21 protein-coding genes are annotated in these 25,066 nt (G+C 68.5%); 11 read left to right on the top strand and 10 right to left on the bottom strand.

Annotated features, from left to right (window positions below):
* The first annotated feature begins 11 nt into the window (after nt 1-11).
* A complete protein-coding gene (locus tag AC3A6J_RS15200; protein ID WP_487861092.1) occupies nt 12-725 on the top strand; it encodes a nucleotidyltransferase family protein in 714 nt (237 codons plus the stop codon).
* Nucleotides 722-2,116 carry an aminopeptidase P N-terminal domain-containing protein gene (locus tag AC3A6J_RS15195; RefSeq protein ID WP_487860792.1) on the top strand — a complete coding sequence of 465 codons (1,395 nt, stop codon included), beginning with the start codon at nt 722-724 and terminating at the stop codon, nt 2,114-2,116. The genes AC3A6J_RS15200 and AC3A6J_RS15195 overlap by 4 nt, the downstream gene beginning before the upstream one ends.
* A gap of 15 nt (nt 2,117-2,131) precedes the next feature.
* Here the strand turns inward: AC3A6J_RS15195 and AC3A6J_RS15190 are convergent, their stop codons facing one another.
* The 6 genes from AC3A6J_RS15190 to AC3A6J_RS15165 all read right to left on the bottom strand — a co-directional run bounded on the left by AC3A6J_RS15190 (nt 2,132) and on the right by AC3A6J_RS15165 (nt 9,563).
* Nucleotides 2,132-3,484, bottom strand: a complete 1,353-nt coding sequence (locus AC3A6J_RS15190) for an esterase-like activity of phytase family protein (RefSeq protein ID WP_487861091.1) — start codon at nt 3,482-3,484, stop codon at nt 2,132-2,134.
* Nucleotides 3,485-3,565: 81 nt separating this feature from the next.
* Nucleotides 3,566-5,188, bottom strand: a complete 1,623-nt coding sequence (locus tag AC3A6J_RS15185) for an FAD-dependent oxidoreductase (RefSeq protein ID WP_487860791.1) — start codon at nt 5,186-5,188, stop codon at nt 3,566-3,568.
* Between the two features lie 14 nt (nt 5,189-5,202).
* Nucleotides 5,203-6,756: a polyamine aminopropyltransferase gene (locus AC3A6J_RS15180; RefSeq protein ID WP_487860790.1), complete on the bottom strand. Its 1,554-nt coding sequence runs from the start codon at nt 6,754-6,756 to the stop codon at nt 5,203-5,205.
* On the bottom strand, nt 6,753-6,971 hold the full coding sequence (locus AC3A6J_RS15175; RefSeq protein WP_487860789.1) for a DUF350 domain-containing protein: 219 nt from the start codon (nt 6,969-6,971) through the stop codon (nt 6,753-6,755). The genes AC3A6J_RS15180 and AC3A6J_RS15175 overlap by 4 nt, the downstream gene beginning before the upstream one ends.
* Before the next feature lie 36 nt (nt 6,972-7,007).
* Nucleotides 7,008-8,501 carry a DUF4178 domain-containing protein gene (locus tag AC3A6J_RS15170; protein ID WP_487860788.1) on the bottom strand — a complete coding sequence of 498 codons (1,494 nt, stop codon included), beginning with the start codon at nt 8,499-8,501 and terminating at the stop codon, nt 7,008-7,010.
* A 9-nt stretch (nt 8,502-8,510) separates the two neighbouring features.
* A complete protein-coding gene (locus AC3A6J_RS15165; protein WP_487860787.1) occupies nt 8,511-9,563 on the bottom strand; it encodes an SPFH domain-containing protein in 1,053 nt (350 codons plus the stop codon).
* 149 nt (nt 9,564-9,712) lie between these two features.
* Here AC3A6J_RS15165 and AC3A6J_RS15160 point away from each other — a divergent pair, with 149 nt between their 5' ends.
* The 4 genes from AC3A6J_RS15160 to AC3A6J_RS15145 all read left to right on the top strand — a co-directional run bounded on the left by AC3A6J_RS15160 (nt 9,713) and on the right by AC3A6J_RS15145 (nt 13,344).
* Nucleotides 9,713-12,052: an NADP-dependent malic enzyme gene (locus tag AC3A6J_RS15160; RefSeq protein WP_487860786.1), complete on the top strand. Its 2,340-nt coding sequence runs from the start codon at nt 9,713-9,715 to the stop codon at nt 12,050-12,052.
* Nucleotides 12,053-12,233: 181 nt separating this feature from the next.
* Nucleotides 12,234-12,644 carry a guanyl-specific ribonuclease gene (locus tag AC3A6J_RS15155; protein ID WP_487860785.1) on the top strand — a complete coding sequence of 137 codons (411 nt, stop codon included), beginning with the start codon at nt 12,234-12,236 and terminating at the stop codon, nt 12,642-12,644.
* A gap of 50 nt (nt 12,645-12,694) precedes the next feature.
* Entirely contained in the window at nt 12,695-13,120 is a 426-nt protein-coding gene (locus tag AC3A6J_RS15150; RefSeq protein WP_487861090.1) for a barstar family protein, read from the top strand.
* A complete protein-coding gene (locus tag AC3A6J_RS15145) occupies nt 13,099-13,344 on the top strand; it encodes a hypothetical protein (RefSeq protein ID WP_487860784.1) in 246 nt (81 codons plus the stop codon). Before AC3A6J_RS15150 ends, AC3A6J_RS15145 begins: the two co-directional genes overlap by 22 nt.
* A gap of 124 nt (nt 13,345-13,468) precedes the next feature.
* On the opposite strand, the gene rsmA is transcribed toward AC3A6J_RS15145, so the two are convergent.
* From rsmA to AC3A6J_RS15130, 3 genes are read right to left on the bottom strand one after another with little or no spacing between them, the layout of a single operon-like run.
* Nucleotides 13,469-14,239 carry a 16S rRNA (adenine(1518)-N(6)/adenine(1519)-N(6))-dimethyltransferase RsmA gene (rsmA, locus tag AC3A6J_RS15140; protein ID WP_487860783.1) on the bottom strand — a complete coding sequence of 257 codons (771 nt, stop codon included), beginning with the start codon at nt 14,237-14,239 and terminating at the stop codon, nt 13,469-13,471.
* Nucleotides 14,239-15,651 carry a peptidylprolyl isomerase gene (locus tag AC3A6J_RS15135; RefSeq protein ID WP_487860782.1) on the bottom strand — a complete coding sequence of 471 codons (1,413 nt, stop codon included), beginning with the start codon at nt 15,649-15,651 and terminating at the stop codon, nt 14,239-14,241. The genes rsmA and AC3A6J_RS15135 overlap by 1 nt, the downstream gene beginning before the upstream one ends.
* Nucleotides 15,652-15,670: 19 nt before the next feature.
* Nucleotides 15,671-18,271, bottom strand: coding sequence for an LPS-assembly protein LptD (locus tag AC3A6J_RS15130; RefSeq protein WP_487860781.1), 2,601 nt, complete (start codon nt 18,269-18,271; stop codon nt 15,671-15,673).
* A gap of 233 nt (nt 18,272-18,504) precedes the next feature.
* On the opposite strand from AC3A6J_RS15130, the gene AC3A6J_RS15125 reads away from it, so the two are divergent.
* The 5 genes from AC3A6J_RS15125 to AC3A6J_RS15105 all read left to right on the top strand — a co-directional run bounded on the left by AC3A6J_RS15125 (nt 18,505) and on the right by AC3A6J_RS15105 (nt 23,523).
* Nucleotides 18,505-19,599: an aminoglycoside phosphotransferase family protein gene (locus tag AC3A6J_RS15125; RefSeq protein WP_487860780.1), complete on the top strand. Its 1,095-nt coding sequence runs from the start codon at nt 18,505-18,507 to the stop codon at nt 19,597-19,599.
* A 5-nt stretch (nt 19,600-19,604) separates the two neighbouring features.
* Entirely contained in the window at nt 19,605-20,339 is a 735-nt protein-coding gene (locus tag AC3A6J_RS15120; protein ID WP_487860779.1) for a 16S rRNA (uracil(1498)-N(3))-methyltransferase, read from the top strand.
* Between the two features lie 65 nt (nt 20,340-20,404).
* Nucleotides 20,405-21,772: a M20/M25/M40 family metallo-hydrolase gene (locus AC3A6J_RS15115; RefSeq protein WP_487860778.1), complete on the top strand. Its 1,368-nt coding sequence runs from the start codon at nt 20,405-20,407 to the stop codon at nt 21,770-21,772.
* Nucleotides 21,773-21,809: 37 nt separating this feature from the next.
* Nucleotides 21,810-22,268 (top strand): YidB family protein, encoded by a 459-nt coding sequence (locus AC3A6J_RS15110; protein WP_487860777.1) that lies wholly within the window; start codon nt 21,810-21,812, stop codon nt 22,266-22,268.
* 61 nt (nt 22,269-22,329) lie between these two features.
* Nucleotides 22,330-23,523 (top strand): MFS transporter, encoded by a 1,194-nt coding sequence (locus AC3A6J_RS15105; RefSeq protein ID WP_487860776.1) that lies wholly within the window; start codon nt 22,330-22,332, stop codon nt 23,521-23,523.
* A 6-nt stretch (nt 23,524-23,529) separates the two neighbouring features.
* On the opposite strand, the gene AC3A6J_RS15100 is transcribed toward AC3A6J_RS15105, so the two are convergent.
* On the bottom strand, nt 23,530-25,029 hold the full coding sequence (locus tag AC3A6J_RS15100) for a M20 family metallopeptidase (RefSeq protein ID WP_487860775.1): 1,500 nt from the start codon (nt 25,027-25,029) through the stop codon (nt 23,530-23,532).
* Nucleotides 25,030-25,066: the final 37 nt, after the last annotated feature.

The raw sequence follows: 25,066 nt of genomic DNA, 5'->3' as shown, positions 1-25,066 counted from the left end.
GCGCCAAGGCGATGATCCTCGCGGCGGGCCGCGGCGAACGGATGCGCCCGCTCACCGACGCGTGCCCCAAGCCGCTGCTCGAAGTGCAGGGCAAGCCGCTGATGCAGTGGCCCATGGAGGCGCTGGCAGCCGGTGGCTTCACCGATCTGGTGGTCAACGCGGCCTGGCTCGGCGAGCAGATCGTGCGCCGCTTCGGACCGCGGCCCGTGCTCGAAGGGCATGGCGCGCTGTCGATCGCCTACTCCGACGAGGGCCGCGACTTCGGCGGTGCGCTCGAGACCGCCGGCGGCATCGTGCGCGCGCTGCCGCTGCTCGGCGACATCTTCTGGGTCGCGGCGGGCGACGTGTTCGCGCCCGGCTTCGTGTTCGAGCAGGCGGTGGTCGACCGCTTCGCGGCCAGTGGCAAGCTCGCCCACCTGTGGCTGGTGCCGAACCCGCCGCACAACCCGCGCGGGGATTTCGGGCTTTCGGCCGACGGGCTCGCGCTGAACCAGGCGAGCGAAAAAAAATACACCTTCTCGACCATCGGCCTCTACCGCCGCGCGCTGTTCGCGCCGCCCTATTGCGACATTCCGCCGGGCAACCCCCAAGGCGCCAAAGCCCCGCTGGCGCCGATCCTGCGCGCCGCGATGGACAATGAATGCGTGAGCGCCGAACTCCACACCGGCCCCTGGACCGACGTGGGCACGCCGGAGCGGCTTCTTCAACTGAACACGCCAACATGACCCCAGCAGAACGCCAGATCTACGCCGAGCGCCGCGCGCGCCTCGCCTCGCAGCTCGGCAAGGACGGCATTGCCATCGTGCCGACCGCGCCCGAGCGCCAGCGCAACCGCGACAGCGACTTCCTGTTCCGTCACGACAGCTACTTCTACTACCTGACCGGCTTCACCGAGCCGAACGCCTGGCTGGTGCTGGCTGGCGACGGCCGCGCGACGCTGTTCTGCGCGCCCAAAGACCTGGAGCGCGAAATCTGGGACGGCTACCGCCTCGGCCCCGAGGCCGCGCCCGAAGCGCTCGGCGTGGACGCGGCCCTCTCGGTCGGCGAGCTCGACGCCCGGCTGCCGAAGCTGCTCGAGAACCGCGACGTCGTCTGGTACCCGTTCGCCACCCACCAGGGCCTGGAAACCCGCATCGACGGCTGGCTGCAGTCGGTGCGCGCGCGCGTGCGCTTCGGCGCGCTGTGCCCCGACGCGCAGCGCGACCTCTGCAGCCCGCTCGACGAGATGCGGCTCGTGAAGGACGCGCACGAGCAGGACATCATGCGCCGCGCCGCAGACATCAGCGCCCACGCGCACGTGCGCGCGATGCAGCTGTCGGCGCGCATGCTGCGCGAGGGCAAGGACGTGCGCGAATACCACCTCGACGCCGAGCTGCTGCACGCATTTCGGCTTGGCGGTTCGCAGTACCCGGCCTATGGCTCGATCGTGGCCGCGGGCGCCAATGCCTGCGTGCTGCACTACCGCGCCGACGCCGCACCGGTGCGCGCCGGCGAGCTGGTGCTGATCGACGCGGGCTGCGAACTCGACGGCTATGCGAGCGACATCACGCGCACCTTCCCGGCCGATGGCAGGTTCAGCGGGCCGCAGCGCGCTCTCTACGACCTGGTGCTCGCGAGCCAGGACGCCTCGGTAGCGGCCACCAAGGCCGGCAACCGTTTCAACGATCCGCACGATGCGGCCGTGCGCGTGCTCTCGCAAGGCATGCTCGACCTCAGGCTGCTCGATGCCAACAAAGTCGGCAGCGTCGACGACGTGATCGACAAGCGCGCGTACTTCCAGTTCTACATGCACCGCACCGGCCACTGGCTCGGCATGGACGTGCACGACTGCGGCAGCTATGTCGAGCCGACGCAGGTCGGCGAGGTGAGCGAGCGCAAGGACCCGCTGTCGAACGAAGTCATCAAGAACCGCCCGAGCCGCATCCTGCGCCCAGGCATGGTGCTGACGCTCGAACCCGGCATCTATGTGCGCCCGGGCGAGGGCGTGCCCGAGCAGTTCCACCACATCGGCATCCGCATCGAGGACGACGCGATCGTCACCGACACCGCCTGCGAGCTCATCACGCGCGGGGTGCCGGTGAAGGCCGACGAGATCGAGGCGCTGATGCGCGGCTGAGGGCGCGTGCCGCTGCTACTTGGCCTGCAGCAGCGCCCCCGCCTCGAGCAGCACCAGCTCGTTGTCGTCGGCCTTGTTCGGCTCGCGGCTGCTCGAGAACGGCAAGTTGTTGTCGTTGCCGACCACGATGTGCGTCGCATCGACCACGTCGACGTTCTCGATGGTGAAGAACGGGAACTTGAGCACGCCGTCGTTGAGCGGCTTGCGCGCGCGCTTGGCGGGGTCGGCAATGTTCAGCAGGTCGATGTAGCCGATCTTGCGCACCGCGGCGCCCACGTTTGCGTCGCCCATCTCGATCTTGTAGACGCGCTTGAACTTCGCGAGGTCGTGGAAGCAGTCGCTGCGCTTCTGGCCTTCGGGGCAGGCCTTGTCGGCCGTACCTTCGCCGTTGTCGCGCTCGATGACCAGGCCGGTGGTGCCATCGATCATGTTGAAGTCGCCGATGGCGTGGCCGTTCGCCTCGAGCACGTAGTGCCAGTGGCGCCCGGTCCATTTCTCGCTCGCCACGTCGAACTCCAACACGCGCAGCGCCTCCTTGCCGTCGACGCGCTCGTAGTCCTTGGCTTCGGCGTTCCACACCGGCCCTTCGAGCAGCGCATAGAGCTTGGTACCGTCCTTCGACGCGGCCATGCCCTCGAAGCCCTTCGAGCGCCTGACCTGAAAATCGACCGCGCCGCCCGGCGCGCCGGGCGTGGTGACGGCCGGATGGTCGGGCGAGCGCACGGCCTTGCCGCCGACCTGGGTGTCGAACACCGCGAGCACCTTGCCCTTCAGGTCGGCCTTGATCAGGAACGGGCCGAACTCGTCGCCGATCCACAGCGCGCCGCCCGCGAACTGGAAGCTCTCGGGGTCGAAGTCCGAGCCCGTGAGGTAGCGCTGCTTCGTGCCTTCATGGACGATGCGGAACGGCACCTTCTTGTCGGGATCGTGCAGGAAGACCGTGTCGAGGCGATCGAACCTGCCGCTCGCGAAATCCACCTTGTAGCGGTTCAGGTAGAGCATGAAGTCGGGCGAATTGGCCTTGGCGCCGGCCCCGTTGTCGGTGAGCACCCAGAACGAGCCATCGTCCATCTTCTTGATGCCCGAGTGACCCTGCAGCGGCTGGCCCTGGAACGGCAGCGACACGCCCGTGCCGCGGCCGCCCGACAGGCCCTCGACCGTGCCCGACGCTTCCACGCGCTTGCCCGAGGTGAACTTGCCGCTCAGCCGCAAGTCGGCCGGCGCGTCCTTGGGCACGGCGACGAAGCTCTGTGCGGGCAGCACGGCGTGGCCGGCGAGCGTGGCGGGAAACGCGGTCTGGGCCTGCGCGGCGGCGGCACCGGCCAGGGCGCCGGCAGCGGCGGCGAAGGAAAGAACGGAAAGGCGCATCTTCATGGATCGAAAGGTCTCGCTCGAAACGCGAGACGATGCCGCCGCGCCGTGACGGCGCAGTGACACGGGCCGGCAGCGTCATGCCACCACCGCCCCCGCCAGGTGCCCGCGCGTGAACGCTTCTTCGAAGATCGAATAGCCCGACCAGTCCGCGTGCGCGAATGAGAGGCGGCCCGTGGTGATGTGGCCGCGGTGCGCGGCATCGCCGTCGGCCGCGCCGAGCCGCTCGAGCAGGCCCGGTACCGGCACGGCCATGGCATGGCCGTAGCGCACGATCTCCATGCGCGTGGCGAGCGCGGCCAGGTCGGGATGCGGCACCGACAACTCCGCGAGCAGCTCGTCGCGCCAACCGGTCCACGGCCGTTCGAGCAGCAGGCGCCGGCCATCCGCGCCCTCGTCGTGGCGGCTCGGGCCGAGCGGCCGGTACCAGCTCAGCACCGTGCCGCGCGGCGTCGGGTCGAGCGACTGGTGGCGCGCATCGACGTAACCGAGGCCGCGCGTGCCATAGACGACGTTGTCCCAGCTCGGCGGTGCACCGGGGCGGTCGGCGAGCGGCGCGCGCAGGTGCACGTTGGCCACGAGCCAGGGCGCATGGCCGATGTGGGCCGCGGCGTCGGCGAGCACGCGCGGCGCGTTCTCGACCACGCGCGCGGCGATGAACACCGGCAGTGCAACGATGCAGCGCTCGGCCTGCCAGCGCACCAGCGACTGCGATGCGGCGTCCCACGCATCGACCTCGACGCCGCCGCGCAGCTGCGCGATGCGCGCGACCACCTGGCCGGTGCGCAGCCGCTCGCCGAGCGGCGCGGCGAGCCGTTGGGTGAGCCAGCCGTTGCCTTCGGGCCAGGTGAGGATGCCTTCGCGCTCCGACGCATCCGCATCGCTCTCGCCGGGCGCATGGAAGCCGTGCCGGCTCGCGAAGTAGTGAATGCCGGCCCATGCCGACATATGCTCGATGCCGGCGCCGTAGTCGTCGCGGCAGCAGTAGTCGAGGTACCAGCGCAAGTGCGCATCGCCGAAGCGTTCGCCATCGAGCCAGCGCGAGAAGGGCAGGGCGTCGAGTGCAAGCAGCGCGGGCGTGAGTGCAGCGCGCAGCGTGGGAATGGCGAAGCGCGCGGTGCGCTGCAGTTCGCCGATACGGCGGGCGAAGCGGCGGTACTGCGCATGCGTGTCCGCGCCGACGCCCTGCACGGGCAGCAGGCCCTCCTGCCATTCGCCCTGGAAGAACAGACGCTCCTGCGGACTGTGGCAGAGGCTGCGCTCATCGTAGACCCAGCGGCCCGCCTCGCGCCGGCGCAGGCCGAGCTCCTCGAGCAGGTCCTGCACCTCGTGCGCATCGTCGCCGGGCACCGGCAGGTAGTGCGCGCCGAGCGGACAGGGCACGCCACCGAGCATGCCGCCGCGCGCGTTGCCGCCCGCTGCGTCCTCGAGTTCGAGCAGGGCGAAATCCTCGATGCCCGCAAGGCGCAACGCGCGCGCCGCCGCGAGGCCCGCCACGCCGCCGCCGGCGATCACCACGCGCACCTTGCGCGTGGCCGCGACCGGCCGGCCGTTCAGCGCGCCGTCGCGCAGTGCATGGCCGCGCGCCACATCGCTGCCCGCGAACCCGCCCTCGATGGTCGAAGGCGCCGGTTCGCAGCCGGCCAGCGCCAAGGCACCGGCCGCGCCCGCCGCCACGCCGAGGAATTCGCGTCGCTGCATGCCAGGGCCTCTGTTCACTCGTGCCCCATCACCTTGCCCCACTCGCGCTCGTAGGTGGTGACCAGGACCTGGTTGGACAGCCGGTTCACCTCGGCCGGCACGCGCGCCATGTCGACCGGGAAGTCGAACATCAGGGGCAGCGTGGCGGGCGAGAGAAAGCGCAGGCCCAAAGGCAGTGCGTCGGGCAGCCGGTAAGGACGGCGGCTCGCGATGATGAAGCCCCATTCGCCGAAGCTCGGCACATGCGCGTGGTATGGGGCGGCGCGCAGGCCGACCGATTCGATGGTGGTCGCCACGGTCCAGTAGCTCTTGCGCGCCACCAGCGGCGACGTGGTCTGCACCACCGCGTAGCCGCTCGCCGCGAGCCGCCGGTCGAGCAGCGCGTAGAAGCTGCCGGTGTAGAGCTTGCCGATCGCGAAGTTGGTGGGGTCGGGAAAGTCGACCACGATCACGTCGTAGGTGTCGTCCGCCGCGCCTTGCTGCTGCAGCCACTGGAATGCATCGGTGTTGACGACCTTCACCTTCGGCGACGACAGCGCATGGCCGTTGAGCGCGGCCAGCGTCTCGTGCCCGGTGAAGAGCTTCGTCATGTTCGGGTCGAGCTCGACCAGCGTGACCGATTCGACCGACGGGTACCTGAGCACCTCGCGCACCGCCATGCCGTCGCCGCCGCCGAGCACCGCGACCTTCTTCGGCGCACCGTGGGCGGCCATCGCTGGGTGCACCAGCGCCTCGTGGTAGCGGTACTCGTCGCGCTCCGCGAACTGCAGGTTGCCGTTGAGGAACAGGCGGTGGCCGAGCGGCCCGCCCGTGACCACGATGCGCTGGTAGGGCGAACTGGCGCTGAAGACGATCGGCTCCTGGTAGAACCGGTCTTCGGCCAGCGTGGTGATGTGGTCGGCGCCTGCAAAGCCCGCCACCAGCGCGGCCAGCGAGAGCAGGCACGCGACGAAGTGCGCGCCGACCCGCCGCATCTCGTGGCGAAACAGCCAGAGCGCCCACAGGGCGACCGCCGCATTCAAAATGCCGAACAGCAGCCCGGTGCGGATCATGCCGAGCTGCGGCACGAGCACGAGCGGAAAGGCCACCGACACGGCGAGCGCGCCGAGGTAGTCGAAGGTCAGCACCTGCGACACGAGGTTCTTGAGCACCACGTTGCGCTTGAGGATGCGCATCACGAGCGGGATCTCGAGCCCGACCAGCGTGCCAACCACCATCACGAGCCCGTACAGCAGCAGCCGGAAGGCGCCGGGCACGTAGGCGTTGGCCAGGAACAGCACGGCGGGCAGCGCGCCGCCGATCAGCGCCACCAGCAGCTCGATGCGCAGGAAGTGCGCCGGCAGCTGGCGTTCAAAGTAGCGCGACAGCCACGAGCCCACACCCATCGCGAACAGGTAGGTGCCGATGATGGTGCTGAACTGCAGCACCGAGTCGCCGAGCAGGTACGAGCTCAGCGCGGCCGCGGTGAGCTCGTAGACGAGGCCGCAGGCGGCCACGACGAAGACGCTGGCGAGCAGCGCGATCTCGACCGGCTGCGGGCCCTTCGGGCCGGACTGCGCGACCGTCAATGGATGGCGGCCGCCACGATGATGCTGATGCCCAGGCTCATCGCCGCCACCACCAGCCCGAGCGCGACGTTCTGCTTCTCGACGATCTCGTTCCAGAGGTCGTAGGGCGTGAGCTTGTCGATGATGAGAAAGCACAGCCAGAAGATCAGCACGCCGATCAGCGCATAGACGAGCGATCCGAGGACCACGCCCGGTTTCAGCCATTCAAATCCCATGGGGACCTCCAGTCGTAGTTGGTGTGGGGTTGTTGCTCATTTGTGGCCGCCGCCGCTCGAGTAGCCGCCGTAAGAGCCGCCCGATCCGCGGTAGCCGCCGGTCGACGAGCCGCTGCTGCGGCCGCTGCAGGTGCTCAGCACGATCAGCACGATGAAGAGCACGACGATGATCAGGATGATGGTGCCGCAGCCCATGCCCGACGCAGCGCTGACCGGCAGCGCGTCGCTGCGCGTGAACATGTCCTTCTTGTCGTCGAGCTTGAAGGCGGCCGAGACCGCGCCGCTGTCGAGCCTGTTGCCCGACGACCATGTGAGTTCGTTGGCCGAGCGCTCCATCGAGAGCAGCGAGCGGCCGTCGGCGAAGTCGCGGTTGAACGTCTTCTGCCCGCGCTCGACCTGCCAATAGAACTCGCCCGCCACGTAGGTGGTCTCGGCGTTGTAGGCGTACTGCTGCGGGTAGCGCTTGCCGAGGTAGGTGGCGCTGCTGCCGTTCTCGGCCATCCGCGGCGCGCCGGTGGTCGGCTTGACCATGCTCCAGCCGTCCTCGGCGTCGACCAGGAAGCTGAAGCCGCGCTTCTGGTTGTAGAGCAGGTATTCGTTCCAGCCGAAGTGCTCGTCGTCGCCGGGCTCCACGCCCATGCGATGCTGAAAACCCACCACCTGCCATTGCACGCCCTGCAGCTGGCCAATGCTGCCGAGCGGAATCAGCGGACGGACCGGCTCGTCCTGCGCCGCATGCCGCAGTTCGCCGCCAATGCCGTGCGTGAGGTCGACGATGCTGTTGCACGAGCGGCAGGTGATGCTCTTGCTGTCAGCCAGGTTGACGGTGATCGGCGCCCCGCAGTTGGGGCAGTTGAACGCGCGGCCCTTCTCGTCCTTGGCGGATTCGTCGCGCAGGCCCGTGAGCTGCAGGTCTTCGAGCTGCACCGAACGCCCGAGATGGGCCGTGGGCGGATGCGTGCCGTAGTCGATGCCGAGCACCAGCCCGTTCTCGCTGCGCAGCTCGACCATCGGGAACGCGCGACCGAGTTCGGGCAAGTGCGACAGTTCGCCCTGGGCCGACAGCAGCGCGACCTGCTCGTTCGACGACACGGTGAAGCTCTGGCCATTGAAGGCGCTGGTCGCGCCCACGCGCAGGTCGACGGGGGGCGGCGCGGTGCGCTGCAAGTCGTAGGGCAGCGAGAAGACGTAGGCACCGTTGTCTTCGCTGAGGATGCCGCTGCGGCCGTCCTCGAGCGCCGCGATCCATTCGGTCCAGCGTGCGCCGGCATGGCCGTACTGCAGCCGCCCGACAAGGGTGAACGGCTGATCGTTGATGCGTCCGGCGGCCAACAGCTGCAGCGGGCTGAAGTCGTCGAACAGCTCCGCCATCTTGCCGATGCGCGCGAGCGTCTCGCCCTGGCGCACGACGGTGCTCTGGCAATACGGGCACACCGCATGCGTCGATTGCGCAGACCGGAACTCGACCGGCGCGCCGCAGCCGGGGCAGGGCGCACGGTAGGCGCGCTGGGCGCCTGGTTGCTCAGCCATTGCCGGCGTTTAAACGAGCTTTTTCAGCAGTTCGGCCTTCTTGGCGTCGAACTCTTCCTGCGTCAGGATGCCCTTGGTCTTGAGCTCGCCGAGCTTCTCGAGCGTGGTCATGACGTCGTTCGGGCTCACCACCGCCACGGCCGGCTGCTGCTGCGTGGCGGCCGCCTGCGCCGCCGCGTTCGGGCTCAGGCCCTGCGCGAGGTTCTGCGCCAGCACCTGGCCGAGCGCCACGCCGGCACCGAGCCCCATGGCGTCGCCCGCGATGCCGCCGCCGCCGTTGCCCGAACCCTCGGCGAACTTCGGGATGGCCTGCGCCGTCTGGTACTGCATGAACTTGCCCATGTCGTTGCCGACCATGCCCATGCCGATCTTCTGGTCGAGCACCTTCTGCAGCTCTTCGGGCAGCGAGACGTTCTGCACCGTGATGTTCTCGAGCTTGATGCCGATCTTCTCGAACTCGGGCACGAGCTGCGCGGCGAGCGCCTGCGCAAACTGGATCTGGTTGGCCGCCAGGTCGAGAAAGGGAACGCCGCTCGCGGCAATGGCATTGCTGATGTTCTGCAGCACCAGCCCGCGCAATTGGCCGTCCAGGTCCGAGACGCTGTAGATCTCGCGCGTGCCGGAGATCTCGGTGTGGAAACGCTTGGCATCGCCGATGCGGAAGCTGTAGTTGCCGAAGGCGCGCAGGCGCACGGCGCCGAAGTCTTTGTCGCGGATCGTGATCGGCTGGGGCGTGCCCCATTTCTGGTCGACCTGCTGGCGCGTGCTGAAGAAGTAGACGTCGCTCTTGAACGGGGACTCGAACAGCTTGTCCCAGTTCTTCAGGTACGTGAGCACCGGCAGGGTCTGTGTCGTGAGCTTGTACATGCCGGGGCCGAACACGTCGGCCACCTGGCCTTCGTTGACGAACACCGCGACCTGCGACTCGCGCACGGTGAGCGAGGCGCCATGCTGAATTTCCATCTCCGCCATCGGGAAGCGCCAGGAGAGCGTGCCGTCGCCCGACTCGGTCCACTGGATGATGTCGATGAACTGCTTCTTGATGAAATCCATCAGGGCCATGGTCGCTCCTCGTGTGTTTTTCCCCAGACCGCGCATATTGCCACAGGGTGTTAACAGAATGGCGTCACCCGCGGCCTCGCGGCCTGCCGCCACAGGCCCAGGTCTACAATCGGCGCCCCCAGAAGAAGCGCTGCTAGGAGCAACGGCCCATGTCCGATTCGACCCCCTCGACCCCCACGCCCGAAGACAAGCGCGCGCAGTTGCGGCGCGCTGCCCTCGAGTACCACGAGTTTCCGGTGCCGGGCAAGATTGCCATCGCCGCCACCAAGCAGATGGTCAACCAGCGCGACCTGTCGCTGGCCTATTCGCCCGGCGTGGCCGCACCCTGCGAGGAGATCGTCAAGGACCCGGCCAATGCCTTCAAGTACACGGCGCGGGGCAACCTGGTGGCGGTGATCACCAATGGCACCGCGGTGCTCGGCCTCGGCGACATCGGCCCGCTGGCCTCCAAGCCGGTGATGGAAGGCAAGGGCGTGCTGTTCAAGAAGTTCGCCGGCGTGGACGTGTTCGACATCGAGATCGACGAGAAGGACCCGGTGAAGCTCGTCGAGGTCATCGCGGCACTGGAGCCGACCTTCGGCGCCATCAACCTCGAGGACATCAAGGCACCCGACTGCTTCTACATCGAGCGCGAGCTGCGCAAGCGCATGAAGATCCCGGTGTTCCACGACGACCAGCACGGCACCGCGATCACGGTGGCCGCGGCCATGCTCAACGGCCTCAAGGTCGCGGGCAAGGACATCAGCGACGTCAAGCTCGTGACCTCGGGCGCAGGCGCCGCGGCGCTGGCCTGCCTGAACCTGCTGCTCAAGGTGGGCTTGAAGCGCGAGAACATCTTCGTGACCGACCTGGCCGGCGTGGTCTACGAAGGCCGCACCGAGCTCATGGACGACGACAAGCGCGTGTACATGCAGAAGACTTCGGCGCGCACGCTGGCCGAGGTGATCGAGGGCGCCGACGTGTTCCTGGGCCTGTCGGCCGGCGGCGTGCTCAAGTCCGCAATGGTGGCGCGCATGGCGCCGCGTCCGGTGATCTTCGCGCTCGCCAACCCGAACCCGGAGATCTCGCCCGAAGAGGCCCATGCTGTGCGTCCCGACGTGATCATGGCTACCGGCCGCACCGACTACCCGAATCAGGTCAACAACGTCCTGTGCTTCCCGTACATCTTCCGCGGCGCGCTCGACTCGGGCGCGACCACGATCACCGACGAGATGGAGATCGCTGCGGTGCATGCGATCGCCGAACTTGCCCAGGCCGAGCAGAGCGAGCGCGTGGCGGCCGCCTACGTCGGCGAAAAGCTGACCTTCGGCCCCGAGTACCTGATCCCGAAGCCCTTCGATCCGCGCCTGATGATGAAGATCGCGCCAGCGGTGGCCAAGGCCGCCGAGGAGAGCGGCGTGGCCTCGCGTCCGATCAAGGACATGGACGCGTACCGCGACCGGCTGCAGAGCTTCGTCTATGCCTCGGGCACCACGATGAAGCCGATCTTCGACGCCGCCAAGCGCGCGGCCAAGAAGCGCGTCGCCTACTGTGAGGGCGAGGAAGAGCGCGTGCTGCGCGCCGCGCAGATCGTGGTCGACGAAGGCATTGCGCGGCCCACGCTGATCGGCCGCCCGGCCATCATCGCGCAGCGCATCGAGAAGTTCGGCCTGCGCCTGAAGGAAGAGCTCGACTACGACATCGTCAACGTCGAGCAGGACCACCGCTACCGCGACTTCTGGCAGACCTACCACCGCATGACCGAGCGCAAGGGCCAGACGGTGCAGACCGCCAAGATCGAGATGCGCCGCCGCCTCACGCTGATCGGCGCGATGCTGCTGCACAAGGACGAGGTCGACGGCATGATCTGCGGCACCTGGGGCACCACGCTGATCCACCTGCACTACATCGACCAGGTGATCGGCAAGCGCCCCGGCGGCTGCGCCAGCACGCCCCAGGACGTGCCGGTCTACGCCTGCATGAACGGCCTGCTGCTGCCCGACCGCCAGGTGTTCCTGGTCGACACCCACGTCAACTACGACCCCTCGCCCGAGGAACTGGCCGAGATCACCACGATGGCGGCCGAGGAGATGATGCGTTTCGGCCTCAAGCCCAAGGCGGCGCTGCTGTCGCATTCGAACTTCGGCACCAGCAACGAGCCCAGCGCGGTGAAGATGCGCCGCACGCTCGACCTGCTGCGCGTGCAGGCGCCCTGGCTCGAGGTGGACGGCGAGATGCACGGCGACGTGGCGCTCGACAGCAAGCAGCGCGCGGTCGTCATGCCGCACAGCGCGCTCGCGGGCGATGCCAACCTGCTGGTTTTCCCGAACATCGACGCAGCCAATATTTCTTACAACCTGCTCAAGACAGCGGCCGGCGGCAACATCGCGATCGGGCCGGTGCTGCTCGGCGCGGCCAAACCTGTGCACATTCTCACGGCCAGCGCGACTGTTCGGCGCATCGTGAACATGACGGCCTTGACAGTGGCCGACGCCAACGCGGAACGATAGGCGAATGGAGGGAAGTGGCCGCCCACTTGAGGCGCCACGCACCATCCCTTTGCACTGCTCAAACTTTGAGCAGTCGCTTGCTATTTTCGCCAGCGTGGTGCACACTCGCGGGCTTGAATTTGCGGGTTAACCCCAAGGTTGACCGCGGTTCGGAATCCCCGCTCTTTTCTTGTGGTGCCCCATGGCGGCTTACGCCTCGATCACGTCCTCAGTCACTAAGTTTGCGCTCACCGGCTTGATGCTGGCGGCGTTGGCGACGGGGGCGGGGGCCCGCGAATGGTTCAGCACCGGAAAGTCTGCCCAGGAAACCATCGCCTTGTCCGAATTGCCGGCACAGGGCCGGCGAACCTATGAGGCCATTCTGAACGGCGGCCCCTTCCGATACGACAAGGACGGCACGGTATTCGGCAACCGCGAGCGACTCTTGCCGCCGGCGCGGCGCGGTCATTACCGCGAGTACACGGTGGCAACGCCGGGCTCGCGCGACCGCGGTGCGCGGCGCATCGTCTGCGGCGGCGCGCAGAAAACAGCCCCCGAGGCCTGCTGGTACACGGCGGACCACTATGCGAGTTTCAGGCGAATCGCGCCATGAGCGATGACAAAGACATGAGCGGCGCCCCGAGGCGCTGCGAAGAAATGATGATGACTATGGAAAAAACAGCGGAGATGACTCAACCCCTTCGTTCCGTGAGACCGAACATCGTGCAGTCGATTCGCGCCTTCCGCGTGAACGAACTGCAGGACGCCGCCAATGCGGCGGGCCAGCATTTCCTGTATGCGAACCTGGGCAATGCCCAGACCAAGCAGGACGTGCTGGACCTGATCGCCCAGCAATTCACCTTTCCGGCGCACTTCGGCAAGAACTTCGACGCGCTGTACGACTGCATGACCGATCCGTTGCATAAATCGGGCCCGCAGCCCGGTTTCGTGATCGTGCTCGAGCAGATCCCGGCCAACGCCAAGTTCGACAAGGAAGCGCGCGAGCAACTGCTCGACATCTTCCGGGATGCCGCCGACTACTGGGGAGACCGGAAAGTCCCATTCCGGTGCTTCTATTCTTTTCTGTAGCCCGTTCTGCATCCACCAGCCAAGCAGAACGGGCGAACGAGGCTCAGCCGAACAACGGCGCAGCACTCGATGGCATCGACATCAACAACGGCAACACCGCGAATGCGGCCGCTGCAGAACCCGAAGGCGAAAAAATGCCGACCGACAAACTGGTCGACGTCTCGCCGCTGGCGTTGCGCATGAGCAGCCCCTTCAACGCGGGCTACTGGCTCGCAGCGGCTTGACCACCCCCGAAGCGGCTCACTTCGTGTAGCCGCCTCCCCCTCGAGGGGGCAAACACCTGCGGCCTGGCGAAGCCAGTTCCGCGGTGTTTCCCGAACGAAAGCCCGCCTCTCCGGCGGGCTTTTCCTATTGGGGTGGGGGGACAGCTTGGGCGAGGGCGACGTATTCGGGCACCGGGACTTCCTCGGCGCGGCGCTGGAGGTCGAACTCGCCGTTGAAGCCGTGCTGCTCGAGCCACTTGCCGAGCGTGTGGCGCATGATCTTGCGGCGCTGGCTGAACGCCACCTGGACGATCTCGCCGAGGCGGGCGGCGTCGACGGCCGGCGGCTGCGCGAGCGGCACCATGCGCACCACGGCGCTGTCGACACGGGGCGGCGGATCGAAGCTCTCGGGCGGCACGAACAGCACGTTCGCCATGTCGTAGCGCCATTGCAGCATCACGCTCAGGCGGCTGTAGTCGGCCGTGGCGGGCCTGGCCACCATGCGATCGATCACTTCCTTCTGCAGCATGAAGTGCTGGTCGGCCACGAGGTGGGCGACGCCCAGCAGGTGGAACAGGATCGGCGTCGAGATGTTGTAGGGCAGGTTGCCCACCACGCGCAGCGGCGTGGCGAACCGGCCCGCCACCTCGACGAAGTCGACCTTGAGGACGTCCGACTCGATGACGTCGAGCTGCGGATGCTCGCGCAGGCGCTTCGCGAGGTCGCGGTCGAGCTCGATGACCGTGAGGCGGCCGAGCCGCTCGACCAGCGGCTGCGTGAGCGCCGCGAGCCCCGGGCCGATCTCGACCATGGCATCGCCGGGCTGCGGCACGATCTCGCCGACGATCGCATCGATGATCCCGCCGTCGGACAGGAAGTGCTGACCGAACCGCTTGCGGGCGACGTGACGTGCCATCAGGACTGCGGCGGTTCGCGGTACTCGACGTAGGCGCGCGCGCGCACTTCCTGCATCCAGGTGTTAGAAGCTTCCTCCACGCGCTGCTCGCGCAGCACGGCGCGGGCGGCCTCGCGCTGCTCTTCCTGGGTGAGCTTGGCTTCGCGCCGGCCGACCACCTGGATCAGGTGCACGCCGAAGCGCGACACCACGGGGTCGCTGATCTGGCCGGGCGCGAGTCGGTCCATGGCTTCCTCAAACTCGGGCACGAACTGCCCGGGCCGCGACCAGCCGAGATCGCCGCCCTCCTTGGCGCTTGCATCCTGCGAGTTGTCGCGCGCGAGGCCGGCGAAATCCGCCGTGCCGGCCTGCAGCCGGCGCTTGAACTCGGCCAGCTGCGCCACGGCCTGGGCGGTGGTGCGCTTGGGGTCGTTCAGCAGCAGGATGTGACGCACCTGCGTCTGCGTGACGGTGGCATCGGCCGCGCCGATCTGCGCCTTGGCGAGCACCTTGAGCACATGGAAGCCCGCGCCCGAACGGATGGGCCCGGCGATGCCGTTGACCTGCGTCGACTGGACGGCTTCAACGAACAGCGGCGGATAGCGGTCGGCGGTGCGCATGCCGATGGCGCCGCCATTGGCACGGTCGGGCGAGTCGGAGTTCTCCTGCACCAGCTTGGCGAAGTCCTCGCCCGAACGGGCGCGCTGCGCGAGGCCCTGCGCCTTCTGCTGCAGCGTGGCCAGCTGGGCTTCGGTGGCGTTCTCGGGCACGGCGACGAGCAGGTGGGCGAGGTTGATGTTCTGCAGCGACGCGTCCTTGTTGGGCGCGTTGCGCTGGTCGCGCAGGTACTCGTCGGCTTCGGCGTCGCTGACCTTGACCTTCGACTCGACCTCGCGGTCGCGCAGCCGCGTGAGCAGCAGCTGGTCGCGCAGGTCTTCGCGGAACTGGCGCGGCGAGAGGCCTTCGGCCATCACACGGCGGCGCAACTCCTCGACGCTGAGCTGGTTCTGCCGCGCCACGGTCTGCTCGGCCTGGTCGATGGCGACGTCGTCCACCTTGATGCCGCTTTCTTTCGCCAGCTGGAGCTGCGCGCGCTCGGAGATCAGGCGCTCGAGCACGAGGCGCGTGAGCTCGGCGCGGGGCACTCGCTCGGCCTCGGGGTTTTCGCGGACCAAGCGCGTCACGCGCGACTGCACGTCGGTGTTGGTGATCGGCTCCGAGTTGACCAGTGCGACGATGTATTCGGCCGCGCGCTGCACCGGTGGCGCACTCGACGGCGCGGTGCGCGGCGCCGGCGGCGCGAGGCGAGGGCCTGCGCGCATGATGTCCGTGATGCCGCTGCCGCCGCCGGGACGCAGCCCCTGCTGCGCGCCCGCGCTTGCGGCCATTGCCAGCAGGCAGCCCAGGGTCAGGATGGAACGTGTGTGTTTCATGGCGTTGCTCAATCTCGTCTCAGTCGTAATTGGTGAAGCGGCTCGGCCCTTCGGTCGGCTGGCGCAGGGGTTGGTAGCGCTGGATGTTCGTCCGCAAGGCCTGCATGGGGCTCGACCCGATGCTCGAGAAGCCGACGAATTCGAGCTGGAACATGATGCGGGTGTTGGCCGTCACCTGGCCGGTGGTGATGCGCTGCAGCACCACGCGGCCGATCCAGCAGCAGCCGTCGTACTCGAGGCCGAGCACGCCGTCGGTGAGTTTCCTGTCCTGCAGGCTGTAGTTGAGCCGACCCACCGCGTACCAGCGGCCTCCGCCCTGGCCCTTGCCGGGGCCGAGGTCCTTGCCCTTGTCGCCCCACAGGTCGTTGATCGGCCATTGCCAGCCGACGTCGATCGACTTGTTGCCGTCGGTGGAGAGCGGGATGCTCGTGGTGCTCGACGTGTTCGGCGCCTGGTAGCGGAACGCGGCGCTGAGGTTGCGGTACGGCCCGGGGTTGTAGCGCGCGCTGATGGCCGCGCGCTCGGAGCGCTGCGTGTCGGGGTTGTACTGCACGACCGTGTCCAGGCTCCACTTGGGCGTCCAGTTGATCTGTGCGCCGACGAGCAGGTCGCTCGCACGGTCGGTCACCGGTGCGCCGCCCGGCAGGATGACGCGCTGGTCGCTGAAGCGCAGCCGCTGCGCCACGCCGAAACGCGCGGCCTCGACGCCGGTGTCGGGGTCGATCAGGCGCGAGGTCACCCCGAGCGTGAGCGTGTTGGTGTCGGAGATGCGGTCGTTGCCCGAGAACGCGTTCTCGGTGTAGATGGTCGCGAAGCTGAAGTCGTTCTCTGCCGAATCGTAGTTCGGCAGCATGTTCTGGTTGCGGAACGGCGTGTAGACGTAGTACGCGCGCGGCTCCAGCGTCTGGCGGAAGGCACGCCCGAAGTAGCTCGCGTCACGCTCGAAGATCAGCCCGCTATCGAGGCTGAAGGTCGGCACCGTGCGGTTGCTCGAGGTCGGAAAGAAATACAGCGCGTTCGGGTTGTACGGGACGCCGTTGACGTACTGGATCCCGTTGAGCGTGAGCCGAGGCACGTCGGCCTGCGGCCGGTAGTAGTTGTACGAGGCCGTGTTCAGCTGCAGCTTCGGAATGACGAAGGAACTCGGCGTGATGAACGGCCGGCTGATCGTGGCCACCGCGAGCGCCCGGTCGCCGTCGGGCTGCGACTGCTGGACCACGTCGAAGCCCGGCTGGCCAGCCAGGATGCTGTTGACGCGAAAGCGCGTGTAGTCGAGGTTCAGCGCAACGTCGAAACCGTGCCAGTCGTACTTGTTGTAGTTGGCCGTGATCTGCGGCATCCGGTCGTACGACGGCACGATCGGCGCCAGGCTGTACTGCAGCGTCTGGTAGCGCAGCGCCCGGATGCCGCCGTTCCAGTCGCCCTTGCTCCAGTTGAGCGAGGCTTCGTTGGGCAGCTGGCGCTGCGCCAGCGTCGGCGTGCGCGTGAAGTCGCGCCAGTAATCGTCGTCGCTGACACGGTTGATGTTGATGTTGGCCGACAGCGAATCGAGCCCCAGCGCCCGGGCATCGAAATCCTGGTGGTGGTTGGCCCAGATGCCCCAGCGCTTGGTGCCGGGCCTGCGGCCGAACGACAGGTCCGACGCCGAGATCTCGCCGTTGGCGAGCTGCTGCTGCTGCAGCGCACTCGCCTCGTTGTAGCGCTGGCCCACCAGGCGGTCGCTGCCCATCAGGTCGAGGCGGATGCTGCCGCTGTAATCCTTCTCGAGGTAGCGGAACTCGGAACCCAGGTTGAGGCCGCGCTTGCTCATGAGCGTGGGCGTGAACGTGGCGTCGCGGTTCGGCGCGATGTTCCAGTAGTACGGCTGCGAGATTTCGATGCCGTTGGTGTTGTCGATCCCGATCGTGGGCGGCAGCAGGCCGCTCTTGCGCTCGTTGGACAGCGGAAAGCTCACGCTCGGCAGCGGCGGCGTGCTGATGCCCATGAAGCTCAGCCGCGCGTCGGTCGCGACGCCGACGTTCTCCTCGGTGTCGGTGGTCAGCGTGGCCGCGCTCAATAGCCAGGCCGGCATCCAGCCGGGAAAGTCCTCGCGGCGGCAGGTGGTGTAGGTGGCGGTGCGGGCCACCGAGACGTTGCTGTCGACGAAGTCGATGCGCTGCGCGTCGCCGTGGCCGCCGGTCGCGAGGAAGCTGTAGCGCACGTTGTTGAAGAAGCCCTCGAAGGTCTCGAGCTTGAGCTCGAGCTCGGGGCCCTCGTACACGTTGCCGGCCTGGTTGACGCGCACGTTGCCGCGCGCCTTGGCGCGGTCGTCGGGCTGGTAGTACTCGAGCCGGTCGGCCGAGATGGCGAGATCGCCGCGCCGCAGCGTGGCGTTGCCTTCGACGACGGTTTCGAGGTCCTGGCGGCCCGAGAGGCGGTCGCCGGTGATCAGGCTCGGCAGCTGGCTGCGCACGGCCTCGGGCAAGGTCTCGGTGAGCTGCGGCGTGCGCTTGAGCGTGAGCGGGCCGTCGAGGCCGCCGGCCGGCTGCGCCCAGGCGCCGTGCGCATGAAGCAGCGCCAGCGACAGCAGCGCCAACGGCAGGGGCGGACCGGAGCGCCTGAAGACTGCACGCTGGCGCATCAGGCCTCCCGCCGCGTCGTTCCGCAGGCAGCCCGCACGCTGGCAGGGCGGCGCTGCGAATGCACAAGGTGCCAAACGGGGAAGCTTTGGATCGTAGGCATCGGTCAGAACGAAGGATCGTCGGGAGGACGGCGCGGCAGGCCGGCCGGTTTGCGGGAGCCGGCGGCAACCCGTTCGACTTGCAAGGGCCGCCGGAGTTGCCGCGCCAGGCGGATTTGTAGAATCGATTATCCATGACAGCACCTTCGCTCCCGGCCGCCGAGCCCGCCGCCCCCGCCATTCCCGTGACCTGGGCCGATCCCGGACGCGCCGCGGCCTTCGACGCATGGCTGGCGGGCATCGCCGGCGCGCACGGCCTGCTGCCCGGCAGCGTGCGCCTCGCCTCGGCCGATGCGAGCTTCCGCCGCTATTTCCGCGTCGATGCCAGCGGCGCCGCGGGCACGCGCATCGTCATGGACGCTCCGCCCGACAAGGAGAACAGCGAGCCCTTCGTGCAGGTCGCGCGCCTGATGGCCGAGGCCGGCGTGAAGGCGCCGCAGGTGCTCGAATGGGACCGGGCCAACGGCTTCCTGCTGCTCGACGACCTCGGCCGCCAGACCATGCTCGACGTGATCGACCCGGCCCGCCCCGAGGCGAGCCGCCCGCTCTATGGCCAGGCCATCGACGCGCTGATCCGCTGGCAGCTGGCCTCCAGGCCCGGCGTGCTGCCCCTCTATGACCGGGCGCTGCTCGAGCGCGAGCTGGCGCTGTTCCCCGAGTGGTACATCGGGCGGCATCGCGGCATCGCCGTCGAGGGCAAGCTCAAGGAACGGCTGGAGCGCAGCTTTGCGCTGATCGTCGAAAGCAATCTGGCGTCGCCAAGCGTGTTCGTGCACCGCGATTTCATGCCGCGCAACCTGATGCTCGGCGACAGTGCCGAACTCGGCGTGCTCGACTTCCAGGACGCGGTCTACGGCCCGATCAGCTACGACATCGCGAGCCTGCTGCGCGATGCCTTCCTGAGCTGGGACGAGGAATTCGTGCTCGACGTCACCGTGCGCTACTGGGAGGCCGCGCGCAAGGCCGGGCTGCCGGTCGACGCGGACTTCGGCGCCTTCTACCGCGCGGTCGAGTGGATGGGGCTGCAGCGCCACCTCAAGGTGGCTGGCATCTTCGCGCGCCTCACGCTGCGCGACGGCAAGCCGCGCTACCTGGCCGACACGCCGCGCTTCATCGGCTACATCCGCTCCACCGCCAGCCGCTACATGGAGCTCACGCCACTGCTGCGCGTGATCGACGAGATCGAAGGCAGCTCGCCGCTGGTCGGCTTTGCCTACGGCCGGGTCTAGAACGGATGCCCCGTTTCCACTGCGCCGTCCCCCTGACCGCCGGCGCCACGCTCGCGCTGCCGCCGGGCGCGGCGCGCCATGTGCAGGTGCTGCGGCTGCAGCCGGGCGACGCGATCACGCTGTTCGACGGCGCGGGCGGCGAATACCAGGCGACGGTCGAGCGCATGGGACGCAGCGAGGTCTCGGTCGTGGTCGGCGGCCACACCCCGATCGAACGCGAAGCCCCGCGCCCGGTGCACCTGGCGGTCGGCATGCCGGCCAACGAACGCATGGACTGGCTGGTCGAGAAGGCCACCGAGCTCGGCGTGGCGAGCATCCAGCCGCTGGCGACGGCCCACGGTGTGCTGCGCCTTTCGGGCGAGCGCGCCGAGAAGAAGCGGGCACATTGGGAAGCCATCGCGATCGCGGCCTGCGAGCAGTGCGGGCGCAACCGCGTGCCGCTGATTCATCCGGTGCGGGCCTTCTCGAAGGTCACCGACTGGGCCGCGGCCGGCGCGGACGACGCCGCGCTGCGCCTGGTGCTGAGCCTTGCCGACGGCACGCGGCGCCTCGGCGAGGCCGCCGCATCCTCGCCGGCCGACCGCGCGGTGCGGGTCCTGAGCGGCCCCGAAGGCGGCTTGAGCAGCACCGAGGAACAGGAGGCGCTGGCCTGCGGCTTCACGCCGGTCACGCTCGGCGCGCGCGTCCTGCGCGCGGAAACCGCGGCGCTCGCCGCGCTGGTCTCGCTCGCCGGGCCGTAGCGCCACCGCGGGCCGCCTTGCTTCTTCACCGATATTCACCACGACACGACAAGGACCATCACGCCATGCTTCGCTCGCCACGCACCCTTCGCCGCCTTGCTCCGCTCGCCCCGCTGGTCCTCGCGATGTTCTGCGCGGTGCAGGGCGCGCAGGCCCAGAACAATGCCGTGGCGCCCACGCCGGCCCAGGTGTCGCCCGAGGTGGAGAAGGCCTTCAGCCAGCTGATGGCGGCGCCCACGGTGCAGAAGCTGCTCGAGGCGGTCAAGGCCGACCACGAGCGCTCGGTCGACGACCTGAAGATGCTGACCGAGATCGAAGCGCCGCCGTTCAAGGAGCAGAAGCGTGCCGAGGCCTTTCTCGCGCGCATGAAGGCGCTCGGCCTCGCCGATGCGCGCATCGACGCCGAAGGCAACGTGGTGGGCTTGCGCAAGGGAACGGGTAATGGCCCGAAGCTGCTGGTGTCGGCCCACCTCGACACCGTGTTTCCGGCCGGCACCGACGTGAAGGTGAAGGAGCGCGACGGCAAGCTCCACGCGCCCGGCATCGCGGACGACACGCGCGGCCTCGCGGTGCTGCTGTCGTGGCTCAAGGTGCTCAACGAGCAGAAGGTCCAGACCGTGGGCGACCTGCTGTTCGTCGGCAACGTCGGCGAGGAAGAGCTCGGCAACCTGCGCGGCATGAAGGCGATCTTCCGCGACCACCTGGACATCGACGGCATGGTCGGGCTCGAGCCCTCGCCCGACGGCAACGTGCTGATCCTCGGCACCGCGAGCCACCGCTACGAAGTCACGTTCAAGGGGCCGGGCGGGCACAGCTTCGCGGCCTTCGGCCAGGTGCCGAGCGCGATCCACGGCATGGGCCGCGCGATCGCCAAGATCGCCGAGGTGCGCACGCCGAGCTTCCCGAAGACCACCTTCACCGTCGGCACGGTGGGCGGCGGCACTTCGGTCAACACCATCGCGCCCGACGCGCGCATGGCGATCGACATCCGCTCGGACGACATGGCCTCGCTGCTGGAGACCGAGAAGAAGATCCTCGCCGCCATCGACGAAGCCGTGGCCGAGGAGAACAAGCGGTGGAGCGTCGGTACGCTGAGCGCCAGCAACAAGCTGATCGGCGACCGGCCCGGCGGGCGCACGCCGGCCGACTCGGTGATCGTCGAGGCGGCCACGCGCTCGAACAGCGCCTTCGGCCACAAGACGCTGCTGCGCGGCGGCAGCACCGACGCCAACGTGCCGATGTCGTACGGCATCCCGGCCATCATCATCGGCGGCGGCGGCAAGGCCGCGGGCTTCCACGCGCTGAGCGAATCGATCGACGTGACAGATGCATGGAAGGGCGCGCAAAATTCGCTCGTGACGGTGCTCGGCCTGGTCGGCGTCCAGAACGTGAGCCCTGCGCTGCTGCCCAAGCGGCCGGCGCGCACCAAGTAAGCTCCGTCAGGTCCTCTCACTCTCTTAAGGAATGGCCATGGGAATGCTCGATTCGGTACTCGGTCAAGTGCTCGGCGGCGCCGCCTCTCAGCAGCAGCCGTCGTCGCCAGGCGCAGGCATGGGAGAACTCGGCGGGCTCGCGGGCGTGCTCGGCAGCCTGCTTTCCAACAGCGGCGGCCAGGGCGGGCTCGGCGGGCTGGTCTCGAAGTTCGAGCAGGCCGGCATGGGCGATGTGGTCGGCTCGTGGATCGGCAAGGGAGAGAACCAGCCGGTCTCCGGCGGCCAGCTGCAGGATGCGCTCGGCAGCGACACCATCGCCAACATCGCGGCCAAGCTCGGCATCAATGCGCAATCGCTGCTGCCGATGCTGGCGACCATGCTGCCGGTGCTCATCGATCAGCTCACGCCCAACGGCAAGCTGCCGGAGCAAGGCGTGGACAACCCGAACGACCTGCTCGGAACGCTCGGCGGCCTGCTGCAGAACAGGCAGGGGTGAGCCCCGCCTTGCACGCCGTGGATCCCGCGCCCTCCGGGGCGCTTTTTCTTGCCGTACCGCCATGAACCGCAATCTCTGGCTGCTTGCCATCTGCCAGGGCCTGTTCCTGACCAACAACGTCACCTTCATCGCGATCAATGGCCTGGTCGGCCTGAGCATCGCGCCGGTGGGCTGGATGGCGACGCTGCCGGTGATGGGCTACGTGGTGGGCGGCGCGCTCGCCACCGGCGTGGTGGCGCGCACCCAGCGGCGCTTCGGCCGCCGCGGGTCGTTCCAGATCGGCCTCGCGGTGGCGTTCGGCTCGGCGCTGCTGTGCGCCTTTGCGGCGGTCACCCACAACTTCTGGCTGCTGTGCTTCGCCACGGTGGTGGCCGGCTACTACAGCGCCAATGCGAGCCTCTACCGCTTCGCGGCGGCCGAGCTCGCGGGCCCTGAATGGCGCGAGAAAGCGGTCTCGCTGGTGATGGCGGGCGGCTTGATCGGCGCGGTGCTCGGTCCCAACCTGGCCACCGCCACGCGCGAGGCGTTGACGGTGCCGTTCGCGGGCGCTTACGTGGCGCTTGCTGCGGTGGCGCTGCTGTCGATGCTGTTCATGCGCTTCATCGAGTTTCCGCCGGCACCGCCGCGCCGCGAGGGCGCGCGCGGGAGCGGGCGGCCGCTGGCCGAGATCATGCGGCAGCCGGTGTTCATCGTCGCGGCGGCGGGGGGCGCGCTCGGCTACGGCGTGATGAACCTGCTGATGGCCGCGACCCCGATCGCGATGCAGGTCTGCAGCCTGCCGTTTTCGGACGCGGCGCTGGTGCTCGAGTGGCACGTGATCGGCATGTTCGCGCCCGGTTTCTTCACCGGCCACCTGATCCGCCGCTTTGGCGCGCTGTCCATCATGGGCGTGGGATTGGCGCTCAACCTGGCCTGCATCGCCGTCGCACTCTCGGGCGTGGACCTGCATCACTTCCTGGTGGCGCTGTTCCTGCTGGGCGTGGGCTGGAACTTCCTTTTCACCGGCAGCACGACGCTCTCGCTCACGGCCTACACCGCCGAAGAGCGCGACCGGGCGCAGGGTGCGCTCAACTTCTGCATCTTCGGCACGCTCGCCGTGACCTCGTTCGCCTCGGGCGTGCTGGTGACCACGCAGGGCTGGCAGCTGCTGAACTACGGTTCGCTGGTGCCGGTCGCGATCACGGGCGCTGCGCTGCTGTGGCTCGCGCAGCGCAACCGGCGCGCTGCGGCAGAAGCGGCCGCCGCGAAGGCCTGACCGACCCTACGCGGCGGCGGCGGCGCGGTGGGCCGCCGGCAGCGCCGCGATCACCTCCGCCACGGCGGCGGTGAGCTTCTTGGCATAGGGCACATGCAGGAACTCGTTCGGGCCATGCGCATTGCTCTTGGGCCCGAGCACGCCGCAGACCATCATCTGGGCGGTCGGGAAACCGGCGCTCAGCATGTTCATCAGCGGGATCGTGCCGCCCTGCCCGATGTAGCCGCAGGACGCACCGAAATGCGCGTTCGAGGCCTTGTTGAGCGCGTCCTCGAACCATGGCGTGATCGTGGGCGCGTTCCAGCCGGTGGCGCCGCCGCCGCTTTCGAAGGTGACGCGGGCCTGGTAGGGCGCGTTGTCCTCGAGCAAGGTCTTGAGCTCCTGCACCGCCTGGGCCGCATCGACGAGCGGCGGCAGGCGCAGCGACAGCTTGAAGGCGGTGTAGGGACGCAGCACGTTGCCCGCATCCTTCAGTGCCGGAAAACCTTCGGCGCCGGTCACCGACAGCGTGGGCTTCCAGGTGCGGTTGAGCAGCGCCTCTACCGGGTCGGTGGTGGTCGGCAGCGCGAACATGGTCGAGCCGCCGCAGTCGTAGTGCGCCCACGGAAATCGCTTGTAGAGCTCTTCGCCGAGGATCGCGGCCGTGGCCCTGGCCTGGTCGAGGCGGTCCGGCGGCACTTCGCAGTGGAAGCTCGCGGGCAGCAGGCGGCCGGTCTTGCTGTCCTCGAGCCGGTCGAGCACCTGCCGCATGATGCGAAAGCTCGAGGGCACCAGGCCCGAGGCGTCGCCCGAATGGATGCCTTCGGTCAGCACCTCGACCTTGAGCGTGCCGCTGGCCATGCCGCGCAGCGAGGTCGTGAGCCACAGCTGGTCGTAGTTGCCGGCGCCCGAATCGAGGCAGATCACGAGCTCGACCTCGCCGAGCCGCGCACGCAGCGCGTCGACGTAGGGCAGCAGGTCGTACGAGCCGCTTTCCTCGCAGGTCTCGATCAGGCCCACGATGCGCGGATGCGCTGCGCCCTGGTTCTTGAGCGCCTTCAGCGCCGCGATGCTCGCGTAGACCGCATAGCCGTCGTCGGCGCCGCCGCGGCCGTAGAGCAGGCCGTTCTCGTACTTGGGCGTCCAGGGGCCGAGGTCGTTGCGCCAGCCGGTGAACTCGGGCTGCTTGTCGAGATGGCCGTACATCAGCACCGTCCCGGTCATGTCGGTGCCGGTGGCCGGCACTTCGAAGAACAAGACCGGCGTGCGGCCCTCGAGCCGCACGATCTCGAGCTTCAGGCCTTCGACCTTCTGCGCCTCGACCCAGGCCGCCGCATTGCGCAGCACGGTCTCGAGGTGCCCGTTGGCCGACCAATCCTTGTCGAAGCCCGGCGACTTGGCTGGAATGGCGATGTAGTCGGTGAGCTGCCGGAGGATGTCGCCATCCCATTGGGTGGTGACGTCGGACAGAGCGCGCTGGGCGTCGAGCGTGCCGGCGGGCATTTCGCGGTGCAGGGGGGCGTTCATCGGGGTTCTCCGCAGGAAGGCAAAAGCGCATTTTGCG

The sequence above is a fragment of the Variovorax sp. Soil_C_39 genome (assembly GCF_057656815.1).
The sequence above is the reverse complement of the archived record's forward strand: the minus strand, read 5'-3'. Positions and strand labels throughout refer to the sequence as shown.